The sequence below is a fragment of the Pseudomonas sp. G3-19 genome, assembly GCF_054855875.1.
Genome location: NZ_JBMPIQ010000003.1, coordinates 6,031,468 through 6,044,865 on the forward strand (window position 1 = coordinate 6,031,468; position 13,398 = coordinate 6,044,865).

Consider the following 13,398-nt stretch of genomic DNA (forward strand, 5'->3'; position numbering starts at 1 on the left):
TACGTTCAGTCGAGCAACGAAATCGCCGTTGGCGCGTCGTTGCCGACCAGTGCCAGGTCTTCGAATTCGTTGACGGCGTTGATCTCGGTCCCCATGGAGATGTTGGTCACACGCTCCAGGATGATCTCGACAATCACCGGTACCTTGAACTCTTCGATCATCTGTTCGGCCTTGCGCAGGGCAGGGGCGATTTCCGATGGTTCGAACACCCGCAGGGCTTTACAGCCGAGGCCTTCGGCGACTGCGATGTGGTCGACACCGTAACCGTTGAGTTCCGGCGCGTTCAGGTTATCGAAGGACAGCTGCACGCAGTAGTCCATTTCGAACCCGCGCTGGGCCTGACGGATCAGCCCCAGGTACGAGTTGTTCACCACGACGTGGATGTAAGGCAGTTTGAACTGAGCGCCGACCGCCAGCTCCTCGATCATGAACTGGAAGTCATAGTCCCCCGACAGGGCCACGACTTTCCGGCTCGGATCGGCCTTGACCACGCCCAGCGCTGCCGGAATGGTCCAGCCCAACGGGCCGGCCTGACCGCAGTTGATCCAGTGACGCGGCTTGTAGACGTGCAGGAACTGCGCGCCGGCAATCTGCGACAGACCAATGGTGCTGACGTAGCAGGTGTCCTTGCCGAACACCTGGTTCATTTCTTCGTAAACGCGTTGCGGCTTGACCGGCACGTTGTCGAAGTGAGTCTTGCGGTGCAGGCTGGCCTTGCGCTGCTGGCAATCCTGCAGCCAGGCGCTACGGTTTTTCAGCTTGCCGGCGGCTTGCCATTCACGGGCGACTTCGATGAACACGGTCAGCGCGGCAGCGGCGTCGGAGACGATGCCCAGATCCGGAGTGAACACGCGGCCGATCTGCGTGCCTTCGATGTCAACGTGAATGAACTTGCGGCCTTCGGTGTAGACGTCGACCGAACCGGTGTGACGGTTGGCCCAGCGGTTACCGATGCCCAGCACCACATCGGATTTGAGCAGCGTGGCGTTGCCGTAACGGTGCGACGTCTGCAGACCGACCATGCCGACCATCAGCGGGTGATCATCGGGAATGGTGCCCCAGCCCATCAGGGTCGGGATCACCGGAATGCCGGTCAGCTCGGCGAACTCCACCAGCAGATCGCTGGCGTCGGCGTTGATGATGCCGCCACCGGCCACCAGCAATGGACGCTCGGCCTGATCCAGCAGCGCCAGAGCCTTTTCGACCTGAACGCGGGTCGCGGTTGGCTTGGCCAGCGGCAGCGGCTGGTAGGCATCGATGTCGAATTCGATTTCAGCCATCTGCACGTCGAACGGCAGGTCGATCAGCACCGGGCCTGGACGACCGGAGCGCATTTCGTAGAAGGCTTTCTGGAACGCGTAAGGCACCTGGCCCGGCTCCAGAACCGTGGTCGCCCACTTGGTGACAGGCTTGACGATGCTGGTGATGTCGACCGCCTGGAAGTCTTCCTTGTGCATACGGGCGCGGGGTGCCTGGCCGGTAATGCAGAGGATCGGAATCGAGTCGGCCGAGGCGCTGTAGAGCCCGGTGACCATGTCGGTACCGGCAGGGCCGGAAGTACCGATGCACACGCCGATATTGCCGGCCTTGGTGCGGGTGTAACCCTCGGCCATGTGTGACGCGCCTTCGACGTGACGAGCGAGGACGTGATCGATGCCACCGACTTTCTGCAGGGCGGAGTACAGCGGGTTGATCGCAGCACCCGGAATGCCAAAAGCGGTATCAACCCCTTCACGGCGCATCACCAGAACGGCGGCTTCGATTGCTCTCATTTTGCTCATGGTTTTGTGCCTCTTTACGTTTTGTAATTGTATACAAGTGGCTTTGCGCAGAGTGTATTCACGGCGGACGGCGCAGGTCAATCCATTTTCTCAAGCGTCTGTTTCATTTGTCGGAAGCCGGTTTTGCTGTGGCTTTTCGTCGCATGTGGCGCCTTTCGAGAATTATTGTATACAAAAAAATAATTCATTGTGTTCTATTTGTGGCATCGGTCTGCGGCACTTGAGCGCAGCCCCACGACTTTCCCAATAACAAAATGAGGACGGCACCATGAGCGCTTTAACCTTGAAAGTCGCAGTCAACCTGGTCAACGAAGCCATCAGCACCGGGCGCGGGATCAACGCCGCGCCGCTGACCATCGCGGTACTCGATACCGGCGGCCACCTGATCACCCTGCAACGCGAAGACGGCGCCAGCCTGCTGCGCCCGAACATCGCCATCGGCAAAGCCTGGGGCGCCATCGCCCTGGGCAAGGGCTCACGCCTGCTGGCGCTGGACGCCCAACAACGCCCGGCCTTCATCGCCGCACTCAACAGCATGGGCCAGGGCAGCGTCGTCCCGGCCCCGGGCGGGGTGTTGATCCGTGATCAGGCGGGGAATGTGCTGGGGGCGATTGGGATTAGCGGCGATCTGTCGGATATTGATGAGCAGGTGGCGATCAAAGCGGTAGAGGCGCTGGATTTGAGGGCGGATGCGGGGGTGGCTGCTTGAGTCTGCGTTGATTGATTAACCGCTATCGCGAGCGGGCTCACTCCTACAAGGGATCCTGGTTGGACACAAAATGTCTGAACACCACAAACCCCTGTAGGAGTGAGCCTGCTCGCGATAGCTCTCTCCCAGAAACATCCAGCCAAGAGTCTGTCCCATCAACTTGAGCACGCAGAACTAGTCTTCTCATGAGCTGATCATGGGAGGCAAAGGAATGCCTGATCTACCCGCTGCACACCGATTGCGAGCCGGTCGCTATGCCGAGCCCAATCGAATCTACCTACTGACGACCAACACTCTTGATCGCAAACCGATCTTTGCCGATTTTGCTTTGGGCCGATTGGTGGTTCATCAATTTCGGCGTGCACAAGATCTCGGCTTGGCGAACTCACTGGCGTGGGTGGTAATGCCAGATCATTTTCATTGGTTAATCGAATTGCAGAGCGGGTCTTTGAGCGAACTGATGCAAAAGACCAAGTCGCTAAGTACCAAAGCGGTGAATCAGGCTACCGGTAGAAATGTTGGCCTCTGGCAAAGAGGGTTTCATGACCGGGCACTGCGGCGGGAGGAGGATTTAGTGAAGATGGCAAGGTATGTCGTCGCCAACCCATTGCGGGCTGGACTGGTGGAGAGGCTTGGAGACTATCCGCTGTGGGATGCGATTTGGGTTTGAGCCGAAACCGTGTCGCCTCGATCGCGAGCAGGCTCACTCCTACATTTGGAATGCATTCCCCTGTAGGAGTGAGCCTGCTCGCGATGGCGTCAGCGCGGTCTTACTGATCCGGCTCACACCCTTTCAACACCAACCGGATAATCGTCTGCGCCGCCGCTTCATAATCCGCCTCGTCCAGCTTGTCCTTGCCGGTGACCGCAGAAATCTGCCAGTCGAAGTCGGCGTAGGTCTGGGTCGCGGCCCAGATGCTGAACATCAGGTGATTGGGGTCGATCGGGGCGATCTGGCCGCGGTCGATCCAGCTCTGGATGCAGTCGATGTTGTGCTTGGCCTGGCTGTTGAGCTGCTCCACCAGGTCGGCGCTCAAGTGCGGGGCGCCGTGCATGATTTCGCTGGCGAACACTTTGGAGGCGAAGGGCAGGTCGCGGGAGATGCGGATCTTCGAGCGGATGTAGCCGCTGAGCACTTCGCTCGGTACGCCGTCCGGGTTGAACGGGGTCGAAGCCTGCAGGATCGGCACGATGATGCTTTCCAGGACCTCGCGGTAGAGGTTTTCCTTGGATTTGAAGTAGTAGTAGACGTTGGGCTTGGGCAATCCTGCCTTGGCGGCGATGTCGCTGGTTTTGGTCGCAGCGAAGCCCTTGTCGGCAAATTCCTCACTGGCGGCACGCAGGATCAGTTCTTTGTTGCGCTCGCGGATTGTGCTCATAAACCCGGTGGTTCCTTGCCTGTTCTGGCGGTTGCGCATGGTAGCACCGGCCTCGCGCATGGCTCAAGAATGCCCCGTGTGGCCCGCAGTCGCGGTATGCTGCGCGGCATTATTCACATAAGGAAACAAGATTCATGGCAGGAAGCAGTTTGCTGGTGCTGATCGACGATATTGCCACCGTTCTGGATGATGTGGCGTTGATGAGCAAAATGGCCGCGAAGAAGACCGCCGGCGTGCTCGGCGATGACTTGGCGCTCAATGCCCAGCAAGTCTCCGGCGTGCGCGCCGAGCGGGAAATTCCGGTGGTCTGGGCGGTCGCCAAGGGCTCGTTTCTCAACAAGCTGATCCTGGTGCCCTCGGCCCTGGCGATCAGTGCGTTTGTGCCATGGCTGGTGACGCCGCTGTTGATGGTCGGCGGCGCGTACCTGTGTTTCGAAGGTTTCGAGAAGCTCGCGCACAAGTTCCTGCACAGCAAGGCCGAAGATGATGCCGACCACGCGCAATTGAGCGCGGCGGTGGCCGAACCGACCACCGATCTGGTGGCTTACGAAAAGGACAAGATCAAAGGCGCGATCCGCACTGACTTCATCCTCTCGGCGGAAATCATCGCGATTACCCTTGGTACCGTGGCCGACGCATCGCTGACCCAGCAAGTGATCGTCATGTCGGGCATCGCCATCGTCATGACCGTGGGGGTTTATGGCCTGGTGGCCGGCATCGTCAAACTCGACGATCTAGGCCTGTGGCTGACCCAGAAATCGGGTGCAGCCGCCAAAAGCATCGGCAATGCGATCCTGCGCGCAGCCCCGTACATGATGAAAGGCCTGTCGGTGATCGGCACGGCGGCAATGTTCCTCGTCGGTGGCGGCATCCTCACCCATGGCGTTCCGGTGGTGCATCACTGGATTGAAAGTGTCGGCGCAGCGGCTGGCAGTGCCGGGTTTGCCGTGCCTGTGTTGCTCAATGGCGTAGCGGGGATTATCGCGGGCGCAGCCGTGCTGGCGGTGGTTTCGGTCGTCGGCAAGATCTGGCGCGCGATCAAAGGATAAACACATCACTCCTGTGGGAGCGGGCTTGCTCGCGAATGCGGTGTGTCAGTCGAAGAATATGCTGGCTGATTCACCGCATTCGCGAGCAAGCCCGCTCCCACAGTTTGATCTGGGTTGTGCTATGAAAAAGGGCCATTCGACTCGCATCGAATGGCCCTTTTTTGTTGTCGCTGAGGTTACTCGGCAATCTGCAACTTGCGCGACTCGGTGTAGACGTAACGCACTTTCTCGTACTCGAACGGCGAGTTCATCTGGCCGTAGCGGAAGTTGGTCTGGTAGCGCTTGTCGACCGCACGCAGGGCCCAGATTTCCGGGTGGTTGGAGCTGACTTCCGACACGTTCAGGTAGTTGATCGCCGATTCGGCGGTGTAGTCCACGGCGAGGCCGGCGGTGTCGCGAATGTTCGACGGGCCGAGGATCGGCAACACGAAGTAGGCACCGCCCGGTACGCCGTAGAAACCCAGGGTCTGACCGAAGTCTTCGCTCTGGCGCGGCAGGCCCATGGCAGTGGCCGGGTCCCACAGACCGGCAATGCCGATAGTGGTGTTGAGCAACAGGCGCGCGGTGGTTTCCATCGAGCGCTTGCCCTTGAACTGCAGCAGGCTGTTGACCAGGTTCGGCACGTCGCCAAGGTTGTTGAAGAAGTTGCTCACCCCGGTGCGCAGGAAGCTTGGCGTCACGTAGCGATAACCGTCGACCACCGGCAGGAACACCCATTGGTCGAAGCGGTAGTTGAAGTGGTAGACGCGGCGGTTCCACGACTCCAGCGGGTCATAGACGTTGAGTGCGTTGAGCGTCGAGCGCTCGAACTCACGCTGGTCCAGCCCCGGGTTGAACTTGAGTTTGGACAGCGGCTCCTTGAAGCCATCGCTGTCGACCACCACCGGCGCGTTGGCTTTGCTGTTGTCGGCCTGGGCCACGCCTGCACTGAGGAGCGCTGCAATCAGCAGGAGATATTTAGCCACGGAAAAACTCCAGCATGGCGTCGCTGTTGACGCGGTAGTTAAGGTTGCCGCAATGGCCGCCCAGTGGGTAAACGGTCAGGCGATCGCCAAAGGTCTTGCGCAGGAAACCGAGGTCGCCAGGGCCGAGGATCACGTCATCAGCATTGTGCATGACGGCGATTTTCGGGCTGTCGTGCAGGTAATCCTTGAGTGCGTACAGGCTGACCTGATCGATCAGTTGCAGCAGGCTGCCGCCGTCAGTGCGCGCGCGCCACATCGGAATCACTTGTTCGGTCAGGTAGCAGTCGAAGTCGCATTGCAGCGCACGCTTGAGGAACGGCGTGAGGCTGGTGCCTTCGGTGATCGGGAATTTCGGCGGGGTGATCAGGCCACGACGGTTGATCAGGTCGGAGGTGAAGGCAATGTCGGCCGCCGAGAAACGGAACGAAGTGCCGATCAGCATCGCCATCTGTTCGTTGGTCAGGTGCTGCTTGGACTGCTGGAAGTCGTAGAGCAGGGCGTCATTGAGGTCGATGTAGCCTTTCTGCTGGAAGTAGCGGGTCAGCTTGTTCAGCACCAGTTCATAGAAGGTGGTGCTGTTGTTGATGCCCTTCACCTCGGTCTGTACCAGCTTGTCGAGGTTGCTAATCGAGGTGTAGAGGTTGACCGGCGGGTTGAGCAGCAGGACTTTCTTGAAGTTGAAGCTGCGTCGGGTCTCGTCCAGATGCGCGACGAACGCGGCATCCAGTGCGCCGAGGCTGTAGCCGCTGAGGTAGTACTCGGTGACCGGCAGTTTCGGATGCTGCGCGCGCACGGCCTGCATCACCCGGTACATGTCTTCGGCGTCTTCCTTGGTGATGCCCGGGGTGGCGAAGCGTGAAGCGGCGCTGATGAAGTCGAAGCTGGTGGGCGACGACAACTGCACGACGTGGTAGCCGGCCTTGTAGTAGAGCTTCTTCAGGTATTCGTTGAGCGTGCTGTCATAGCGCGCACCGGTGCCGGCGATCAGGAAGATCAGCGGCGCCGGTTTGTCCTGCTCGGCGATGCGGTAGGTGAGTTTTTTCACCGCCCAGAAATTGTCCGGGAGGATGAAGGCCCGTTCCGGGCGCAGGGTGATGCTGTGGTCGGACTGATTGATCTCGTCGTTCGACGGCAACTCCGGGCGCAGGTCCGGTGGCGTGGTGGCGATGGTCGCCTCGAACGGGTTGGTCAGGGGATAGCCATAACTGGCGGCATCGATATCCACCGCCAGTGCGGACGCACTCAGAATAAGGCCGCTGAACAGCGCGGCGAAGCGCAAGGAACGGAGCATGACTGGATCCCTTAAAGGAAGGTGCCGAATGAAGTTCGCAGGCTATGACCACCGGGCTTGCGCCAAAGTGCCATGCCTCGGCACCAAACAGGCAGAATTCGGAGTAATAGTAGCTGGACGATACACTTTGCAAGGCGCGGATGACCAGTTAACAGTTGTTAGTGCTTGCCAATGCGTGCGGGCAGATTAAGCTGGCCGCCGATTTCGTTGATTGGAGAGATTCATGTCCCGCCGCTTGCCCGTGATCCTGTTGCTCGTGCTGTTGCCGCTGTGGCTGGCCGCCAGTTATGGCGCGCGTTATGGCTTTATGGAGGACGGACGGTGGGTTGGCATCTGCGTCGATGAGGCGAGCCGTTGGGAATGCACGGTGCGCTCGAACCTGGGGCTGATGATTCACTTCAAGGTGTTGGGCTGGACCGCGCTGGGTGCGGCGCTGCTGGGTTTTGTGTTGCCCGGGCGGGCAGGGTGGTGGCTGGCGGTGCTGGCGTTGGTGTTCGGGTTGCCGGCGCTGGCGTTGTACAACACGACGCTGGCGGTGTTTGCGCTGGTGATTGCCGGGTTGCGGTTGGTCCGGGAATCCCGTAGCGCCTAAGAGTCAGCCTTCGCGAGCAAGCCCGCTCCCACATTCGATTGCATTCCAACTGGAGGAACCCGATTAAATGTGGGAGCGGGCTTGCTCGCGAAGGGGCCAGACTGGCCTCTGGAGATCAGCCTTTGCGAACCCGCAGGCAGCGCCACAACGCAGCGACCATCAACCCACTGACCAGCGCCCAGCCCCACGCCTGCTGATTCAACAATCCTTCTTCATACAGCTGCGGCGCAATGCCGGCGCCGATGATAAAGGTCAGCAGGGCGATTTCCCGGCGTGGCACGCTGACCGGACGGCACACGAAAACCAGCGCCGGCAGGATGAACGCCATGCTGGCGAAACTGCGATAACGCGCGTCGAACACCATCTCCAGCATCATCACCGCCGCCGCAAAACCGGCCACGGCAACCAGCCATCCAGCACGCCGTTCCAGCAGATGGAACGCCCGTTCACGCCAACCCTGGCGGTTGCTCAAGGTCAGCGCGGCATGCGCCAGCACCAACAGATTCAACGCTGTCAGCAAGCCGACCCACAGCCATTCGCTGGCAAACCGCGTGGTCACTCGCGCCAGATCGCCCCAGGCGCCGATCGAGCAGGCTGCAACTGCCGCAAGCAGGGGCAGAACCAACGCCGATTGCGTGGTGCGAACCCGGCCGCCGAGTAGCAGCGTGCCGAGGAAAATCAGCCCGCCGATGCCCAGCCATTCCTTCCAGTACGGCACGTTGGTCACCGGTCCGGCGAGCACACCCTTGTCCTGGCGATCGGCATCAAACAGGCCCCAGTAACCGCCGACCGCACCTTCGCTGCCACGTTTCCATGGCTGGTCGAACGCCTCGATCAGGTTGTAATGCCAGCCTTCCTTCTCGGCCATCGCGACAAAACCGCGAATGAACTTGGCCTCGTTGACCCGGCTCGGCAGGGCGGTCTCTCGCTGGCGACCTTCGCTGGGCCAGCCGGTTTCGCCGATCATCACGTCCTTGGGCGCGAATTTGTTGCCGAACACCTGACGCACATCCGCCACATGTTGCAGAGCGACGTCAATGTTCGACGGATCATCTTCCCAATACGGCAGCAAGTGAATGGTCAGGAAATCCACCGCCGGCGCGACTTCCGGGTGCTTGAGCCAGAACTCCCAGACATCGGCATAAGTGACCGGTTGCTTGACCTGGCTTTTGACCTTGTTGATCAGCTTCGCCAGTTGCGCGCCGGTGACTTCCTTGCGCAGCAACGCTTCGTTGCCGACGATCACCGCGCTGACCACATCCGGGTTGGCGTTGGCCGAAGCAATCAGCAGGTCGACTTCTTTCTCGGTGTCCGCAGGGTTGCTGTTGACCCAGGCGCCGATCATCAACTTCAGACCGTGCTTGCGCGCCAGTTGCGGCAGGGCTTCGAGGCCGGTCATCGAGTAGGTGCGGATGCATTCGAAGCGCGTCGCCAGCAGGGCGAGGTCGGCGTCCATGCGCTCCGGGCGCAGCTTGAACGGCACGTCGAACGGCGACTGGTCCTTGTCGAATGGCGTGTAGGAGGCGCATTGCAACTTGTGCGTCGGGGTCGCGGCGTCCGGCAGGATCACCGGTTTGCCGAGGCCGTACCAGAAGCCGCCAAGGGCAAACAGGCCGAGCAGGCAGGCGAAGAGATAAGGAACAAACGGGAAGCGAGAAGTCGCGGACATGGTCAGGCCGAGTGGCTGCAAAGCGACGCATGTTACCTGCATTTATCCGCGGGTTGGTGGCCTGCATGATTTGCACATGCAAAGTTCGGGCGGATTGTCTGGCGCCAATTATTCAGAGGCGATTAATGGCCTTCTGATGTCGTTTCTCGCTGTATTGAGGTCGCTGACAGAGCAGGTCGCTGCGGGCGTCAGGCCGATGATCGAAAGCGTCAGTACTCCACTGGCATTCGAGCGAGTTTGCGGTCAGGCGTGATGGGGGCGCTGTGCACCATAACAATACGTTGACGATGCCCGGCATCCGTCGGGCGCAGCATTTCGGGGAAGTAAACGATGAAGATGCGACGACTTTTAGGCGCAGGTGCCGCTCTGGTACTTGCGATGAGTTCCACATTCGCCAGCGCTGAAAAACAGACCCTGAACATCGGTTACGTTGACGGCTGGTCCGACAGCGTCGCGACCACCCACGTGGCGGCCGAGGTGATCAAGCAGAAACTCGGCTACGACGTGAAGCTGCAAGCCGTCGCCACCGGGATCATGTGGCAGGGCGTGGCCACCGGCAAACTCGACGCGATGCTCTCGGCATGGCTGCCGGTGACCCACGGCGAGTACTGGACGAAGAACAAGGATCTGGTCGTCGATTACGGCCCGAACTTCAAGGACGCGAAAATCGGCCTGATCGTGCCGGAGTACGTCAAGGCGAAATCGATCGAAGACCTCAAGACCGATGACTCCTTCAAGAACCGCATCGTCGGCATCGACGCCGGTTCAGGCGTGATGCTCAAAACCGATCAGGCGATCAAGGATTACGGCCTGGACAAATATACGCTCAAGGCCAGTTCCGGCGCCGGCATGATTGCCGAGCTGACCCGTGCGGAGAAGAAGAACGAATCGATTGCCGTCACCGGTTGGGTGCCGCACTGGATGTTCGCCAAGTGGAAACTGCGCTTCCTCGACGACCCGAAAGGCGTGTATGGCGCGGCTGAAACCGTGAACAGCATCGGCAGCAAAGAACTCGCGACCAAGGCTCCGGAAGTCGCCAAGTTCCTGAAAAACTTCCAGTGGGCGTCGAAAGACGAGATCGGCGAAGTCATGCTGGCCATCCAGGATGGCGCCAAGCCTGAGGCGGCGGCCAAGGATTGGGTCGCCAAACACCCGGATCGCGTGGCTGACTGGACCAAATAAAAGTACCAACAACGCCTGACCCCTGTGGGAGCGAGCTTGCTCGCGAAAGCGGTGTAACAGTTGACAGAAATGTTGGCTGACACGACGCCTTCGCGAGCAAGCTCGCTCCCACATTTGTTTCCAGCGACAAGTCCCGTCTTGCAGGGTTTACGGCTGTCTCAAAGCCTCTTTCCAACTCTTTCGGCTAATTAGCGTCCGAAAATTGGCGAAAACGTCATGTCGTTCTAATACTAAGGTCGTCTGGAACCCGTTCCGCAGCCGCATACAGTGGATACGTTCCAACAATAATCTGTGCTGCGAGGATAAAAACAATGAACGACAGCATTTACCTCTCGATTCAAAACAGCCCGCGCTTCAAGGAGCTGGTGCGAAAAAGAGAAAAATTCGCCTGGATACTCTCGGCGATCATGCTCGGGCTGTACTCCGGATTCATCCTGCTGATCGCATACGGGCCGCAAGTGCTCGGGGCGAAACTCAGCCCCGGGTCGTCGATTACCTGGGGTATTCCGATTGGTGTCGGCCTGATTGTCTCGGCCTTCATCCTGACCGCGATCTACGTACGGCGCGCCAACGGCGAGTTTGACGACCTGAACAATGCGATTCTCAAGGAGGCTCAGCAATGATCCGGCGTCTACTGGCTCTTTTGAGCATCGCAGCGTTCGCGCCAGCCGTCTGGGCCGCTGACGCCTTGACCGGCGAAGTCCACAAACAACCGCTCAACGTTTCCGCGATCGCCATGTTCGTGGTGTTCGTCGGCGCCACCTTGTGCATCACCTACTGGGCGTCCAAGCGCAACAAGTCGGCCGCCGACTACTATGCAGCGGGCGGCAAGATCACCGGGTTCCAGAACGGTCTGGCGATTGCCGGTGACTACATGTCGGCGGCGTCCTTCCTGGGGATTTCCGCGCTGGTGTTCACCTCCGGCTACGACGGCCTGATCTACTCGATCGGCTTCCTGGTGGGCTGGCCGATCATTCTGTTCCTGATCGCCGAGCGCCTGCGTAACCTGGGTAAATACACCTTTGCCGACGTGGCGTCCTACCGCCTCGGGCAAACCCAGATCCGCACCCTGTCTGCCTGCGGTTCGCTGGTAGTGGTGGCGTTCTACCTGATCGCGCAAATGGTTGGTGCCGGCAAGCTGATCCAGCTGCTGTTCGGTCTCGACTACTACGTCGCGGTGATTCTGGTCGGTATCCTGATGTGCATGTACGTGCTGTTCGGCGGCATGCTGGCGACCACCTGGGTGCAGATCATCAAGGCGGTGCTGTTGCTGTCCGGTGCCTCGTTCATGGCGCTGATGGTGATGAAGCACGTCAACTTCGACTTCAACATGCTGTTCTCCGAGGCGATCAAGGTTCACCCGAAAGGTGAGGCGATCATGAGCCCGGGCGGTTTGGTGAAAGATCCGATTTCGGCGTTCTCCCTCGGTCTGGCCCTGATGTTCGGTACTGCCGGCCTGCCACACATCCTGATGCGCTTCTTTACCGTGAGTGATGCGAAAGAAGCGCGCAAGAGCGTGCTGTACGCCACCGGCTTCATTGGTTACTTCTACATCCTGACCTTCATCATCGGCTTCGGCGCGATCCTGCTGGTCAGCACCAACCCGGCCTTCAAGGATGCGGCGGGCGCTCTGCTCGGCGGCAACAACATGGCGGCGGTGCACCTGGCTGACGCGGTGGGTGGCAGCATCTTCCTCGGCTTCATCTCGGCGGTGGCGTTTGCGACCATTCTGGCGGTGGTGGCCGGTCTGACCCTGGCCGGTGCTTCGGCGGTGTCGCACGACCTGTATGCCAGCGTGATCAAGAAGGGCAAGGCCAACGACAAGGATGAAATTCGCGTGTCGAAGATCACCACTATCGCCCTGGGTGTGCTGGCGATCGGTCTGGGTATCCTGTTCGAGAGCCAGAACATCGCGTTCATGGTCGGCCTGGCGTTCTCCATCGCGGCGAGCTGCAACTTCCCGGTGCTGTTGCTTTCGATGTACTGGAAGAAGCTGACCACCCGCGGTGCGATGGTCGGTGGCTGGCTGGGGCTGGTGAGTGCGGTGGGGCTGATGATCCTTGGCCCGACCATCTGGGTGCAGATTCTGCATCACGAGAAGGCGATCTTCCCGTACGAGTATCCGGCGTTGTTCTCAATGGTGATCGCGTTCATCGGGATCTGGTTCTTCTCGATTACCGACAAGTCGGCGGCGGCCGAGAACGAGCGTGCGCTGTTCTTCCCGCAGTTTGTGCGTTCGCAGACTGGCCTTGGGGCGAGCGGGGCGGTTTCGCACTAAGTTCTGGTTACGTGGTTTGAGTGAAATGCCCTGGTTGAGAGATCGGGGCATTTTTTTTGTGGGCGGTTATCGGACTGGAATTGGGTACATATCCTTTGCTGCGGTAACGGCTGCTTAGGGTTTCGCCCTTACGGCGACTCACTTTTTTTACAAACGCCTAAAAAAAGTAAGCAAAAAAACGCTTGCTCCTGCGTTCGGCCCGCTCGCTGGGGCTCGGGGTCCCTTCGCTGCGGGATCGATCCGGGGGCAGCGCCTACGGTTTGCTTCGCTGCACCTCCTCTCGCTGTGTTTGGCTGCGCCAAACGGTCGCTGCGCTCCCACCCCCGGATCAATCCCTCCACTCAGCCTTCCGATGTCGCCCGTGGATCAAGATCAAAAGCTGCAGCCGAGCTTGCGCTCATCCTGTTGAGTGGTGGAAAAGCATGCGGTCGGCTTGTGTTCTGTGTTGGATCTACCCCTCATCGGAACGCCGCCCGCCCAGCCCTCTCCCGGAGGGAGAGGGA

General features: G+C 59.8%; 12 protein-coding genes. 7 read left to right on the forward strand and 5 right to left on the reverse strand.

Translation table 11 applies throughout. From position 1 onward, the window contains the following. Positions 1 to 5 precede the first annotated feature (5 nt). Entirely contained in the window at positions 6 to 1,781 is a 1,776-nt protein-coding gene (gene gcl / locus ACOYXI_RS27510) for a glyoxylate carboligase (protein WP_096796234.1), read from the reverse strand. A gap of 268 nt (positions 1,782 to 2,049) precedes the next feature. On the opposite strand from gcl, the gene ACOYXI_RS27515 reads away from it, so the two are divergent. Together ACOYXI_RS27515 and ACOYXI_RS27520 are read left to right on the forward strand one after the other, a co-directional pair. Further along, positions 2,050 to 2,490: a GlcG/HbpS family heme-binding protein gene (locus ACOYXI_RS27515; protein WP_027613943.1), complete on the forward strand. Its 441-nt coding sequence runs from the start codon at positions 2,050 to 2,052 to the stop codon at positions 2,488 to 2,490. Positions 2,491 to 2,701: 211 nt separating this feature from the next. After that, positions 2,702 to 3,160 (forward strand): REP-associated tyrosine transposase, encoded by a 459-nt coding sequence (locus ACOYXI_RS27520; RefSeq protein WP_098968488.1) that lies wholly within the window; start codon positions 2,702 to 2,704, stop codon positions 3,158 to 3,160. 100 nt (positions 3,161 to 3,260) lie between these two features. Here ACOYXI_RS27520 and ACOYXI_RS27525 read toward each other — a convergent pair whose 3' ends face one another. Further along, entirely contained in the window at positions 3,261 to 3,869 is a 609-nt protein-coding gene (locus ACOYXI_RS27525) for a TetR/AcrR family transcriptional regulator (RefSeq protein WP_034151540.1), read from the reverse strand. A gap of 134 nt (positions 3,870 to 4,003) precedes the next feature. On the opposite strand from ACOYXI_RS27525, the gene ACOYXI_RS27530 reads away from it, so the two are divergent. Next, entirely contained in the window at positions 4,004 to 4,918 is a 915-nt protein-coding gene (locus tag ACOYXI_RS27530) for a DUF808 domain-containing protein (RefSeq protein ID WP_461675518.1), read from the forward strand. A 176-nt stretch (positions 4,919 to 5,094) separates the two neighbouring features. Here ACOYXI_RS27530 and ACOYXI_RS27535 read toward each other — a convergent pair whose 3' ends face one another. Then, positions 5,095 to 5,883 (reverse strand): MlaA family lipoprotein, encoded by a 789-nt coding sequence (locus tag ACOYXI_RS27535; RefSeq protein WP_007969640.1) that lies wholly within the window; start codon positions 5,881 to 5,883, stop codon positions 5,095 to 5,097. Then, positions 5,876 to 7,174, reverse strand: coding sequence for a serine/threonine protein kinase (locus tag ACOYXI_RS27540; RefSeq protein WP_027613946.1), 1,299 nt, complete (start codon positions 7,172 to 7,174; stop codon positions 5,876 to 5,878). Before ACOYXI_RS27540 ends, ACOYXI_RS27535 begins: the two co-directional genes overlap by 8 nt. Before the next feature lie 223 nt (positions 7,175 to 7,397). Between ACOYXI_RS27540 and ACOYXI_RS27545 the strand changes: the two genes are divergently transcribed. Beyond that, positions 7,398 to 7,766 (forward strand): hypothetical protein, encoded by a 369-nt coding sequence (locus ACOYXI_RS27545; RefSeq protein WP_461675519.1) that lies wholly within the window; start codon positions 7,398 to 7,400, stop codon positions 7,764 to 7,766. Positions 7,767 to 7,881: 115 nt separating this feature from the next. Here the strand turns inward: ACOYXI_RS27545 and ACOYXI_RS27550 are convergent, their stop codons facing one another. Beyond that, complete coding sequence (locus ACOYXI_RS27550) at positions 7,882 to 9,477, reverse strand: glycoside hydrolase family 17 protein (protein WP_461675520.1); 1,596 nt, start codon at positions 9,475 to 9,477, stop codon at positions 7,882 to 7,884. A gap of 288 nt (positions 9,478 to 9,765) precedes the next feature. On the opposite strand from ACOYXI_RS27550, the gene ACOYXI_RS27555 reads away from it, so the two are divergent. From ACOYXI_RS27555 to ACOYXI_RS27565, 3 genes are all read left to right on the forward strand, one after another. After that, positions 9,766 to 10,617, forward strand: coding sequence for a glycine betaine ABC transporter substrate-binding protein (locus tag ACOYXI_RS27555; RefSeq protein WP_096796228.1), 852 nt, complete (start codon positions 9,766 to 9,768; stop codon positions 10,615 to 10,617). 311 nt (positions 10,618 to 10,928) lie between these two features. Next, a complete protein-coding gene (locus ACOYXI_RS27560) occupies positions 10,929 to 11,240 on the forward strand; it encodes a DUF485 domain-containing protein (protein WP_027613950.1) in 312 nt (103 codons plus the stop codon). Beyond that, a complete protein-coding gene (locus tag ACOYXI_RS27565) occupies positions 11,237 to 12,895 on the forward strand; it encodes a cation acetate symporter (protein WP_027613951.1) in 1,659 nt (552 codons plus the stop codon). The genes ACOYXI_RS27560 and ACOYXI_RS27565 overlap by 4 nt, the downstream gene beginning before the upstream one ends. Positions 12,896 to 13,398: the final 503 nt, after the last annotated feature.

What these genes read in the sequence shown, in the direction of transcription:
- gcl (WP_096796234.1), bottom strand. Translation starts at nt 1,781, where the DNA reads ATGAGCAAAATGAGAGCAATCGAAGCCGCCGTTCTGGTGATGCGCCGT.
- ACOYXI_RS27515 (WP_027613943.1), top strand. Translation starts at nt 2,050, where the DNA reads ATGAGCGCTTTAACCTTGAAAGTCGCAGTCAACCTGGTCAACGAAGCC.
- ACOYXI_RS27520 (WP_098968488.1), top strand. Translation starts at nt 2,702, where the DNA reads ATGCCTGATCTACCCGCTGCACACCGATTGCGAGCCGGTCGCTATGCC.
- ACOYXI_RS27525 (WP_034151540.1), bottom strand. Translation starts at nt 3,869, where the DNA reads ATGAGCACAATCCGCGAGCGCAACAAAGAACTGATCCTGCGTGCCGCC.
- ACOYXI_RS27530 (WP_461675518.1), top strand. Translation starts at nt 4,004, where the DNA reads ATGGCAGGAAGCAGTTTGCTGGTGCTGATCGACGATATTGCCACCGTT.
- ACOYXI_RS27540 (WP_027613946.1), bottom strand. Translation starts at nt 7,174, where the DNA reads ATGCTCCGTTCCTTGCGCTTCGCCGCGCTGTTCAGCGGCCTTATTCTG.
- ACOYXI_RS27545 (WP_461675519.1), top strand. Translation starts at nt 7,398, where the DNA reads ATGTCCCGCCGCTTGCCCGTGATCCTGTTGCTCGTGCTGTTGCCGCTG.
- ACOYXI_RS27550 (WP_461675520.1), bottom strand. Translation starts at nt 9,477, where the DNA reads ATGCAGGTAACATGCGTCGCTTTGCAGCCACTCGGCCTGACCATGTCC.
- ACOYXI_RS27555 (WP_096796228.1), top strand. Translation starts at nt 9,766, where the DNA reads ATGAAGATGCGACGACTTTTAGGCGCAGGTGCCGCTCTGGTACTTGCG.
- ACOYXI_RS27560 (WP_027613950.1), top strand. Translation starts at nt 10,929, where the DNA reads ATGAACGACAGCATTTACCTCTCGATTCAAAACAGCCCGCGCTTCAAG.
- ACOYXI_RS27565 (WP_027613951.1), top strand. Translation starts at nt 11,237, where the DNA reads ATGATCCGGCGTCTACTGGCTCTTTTGAGCATCGCAGCGTTCGCGCCA.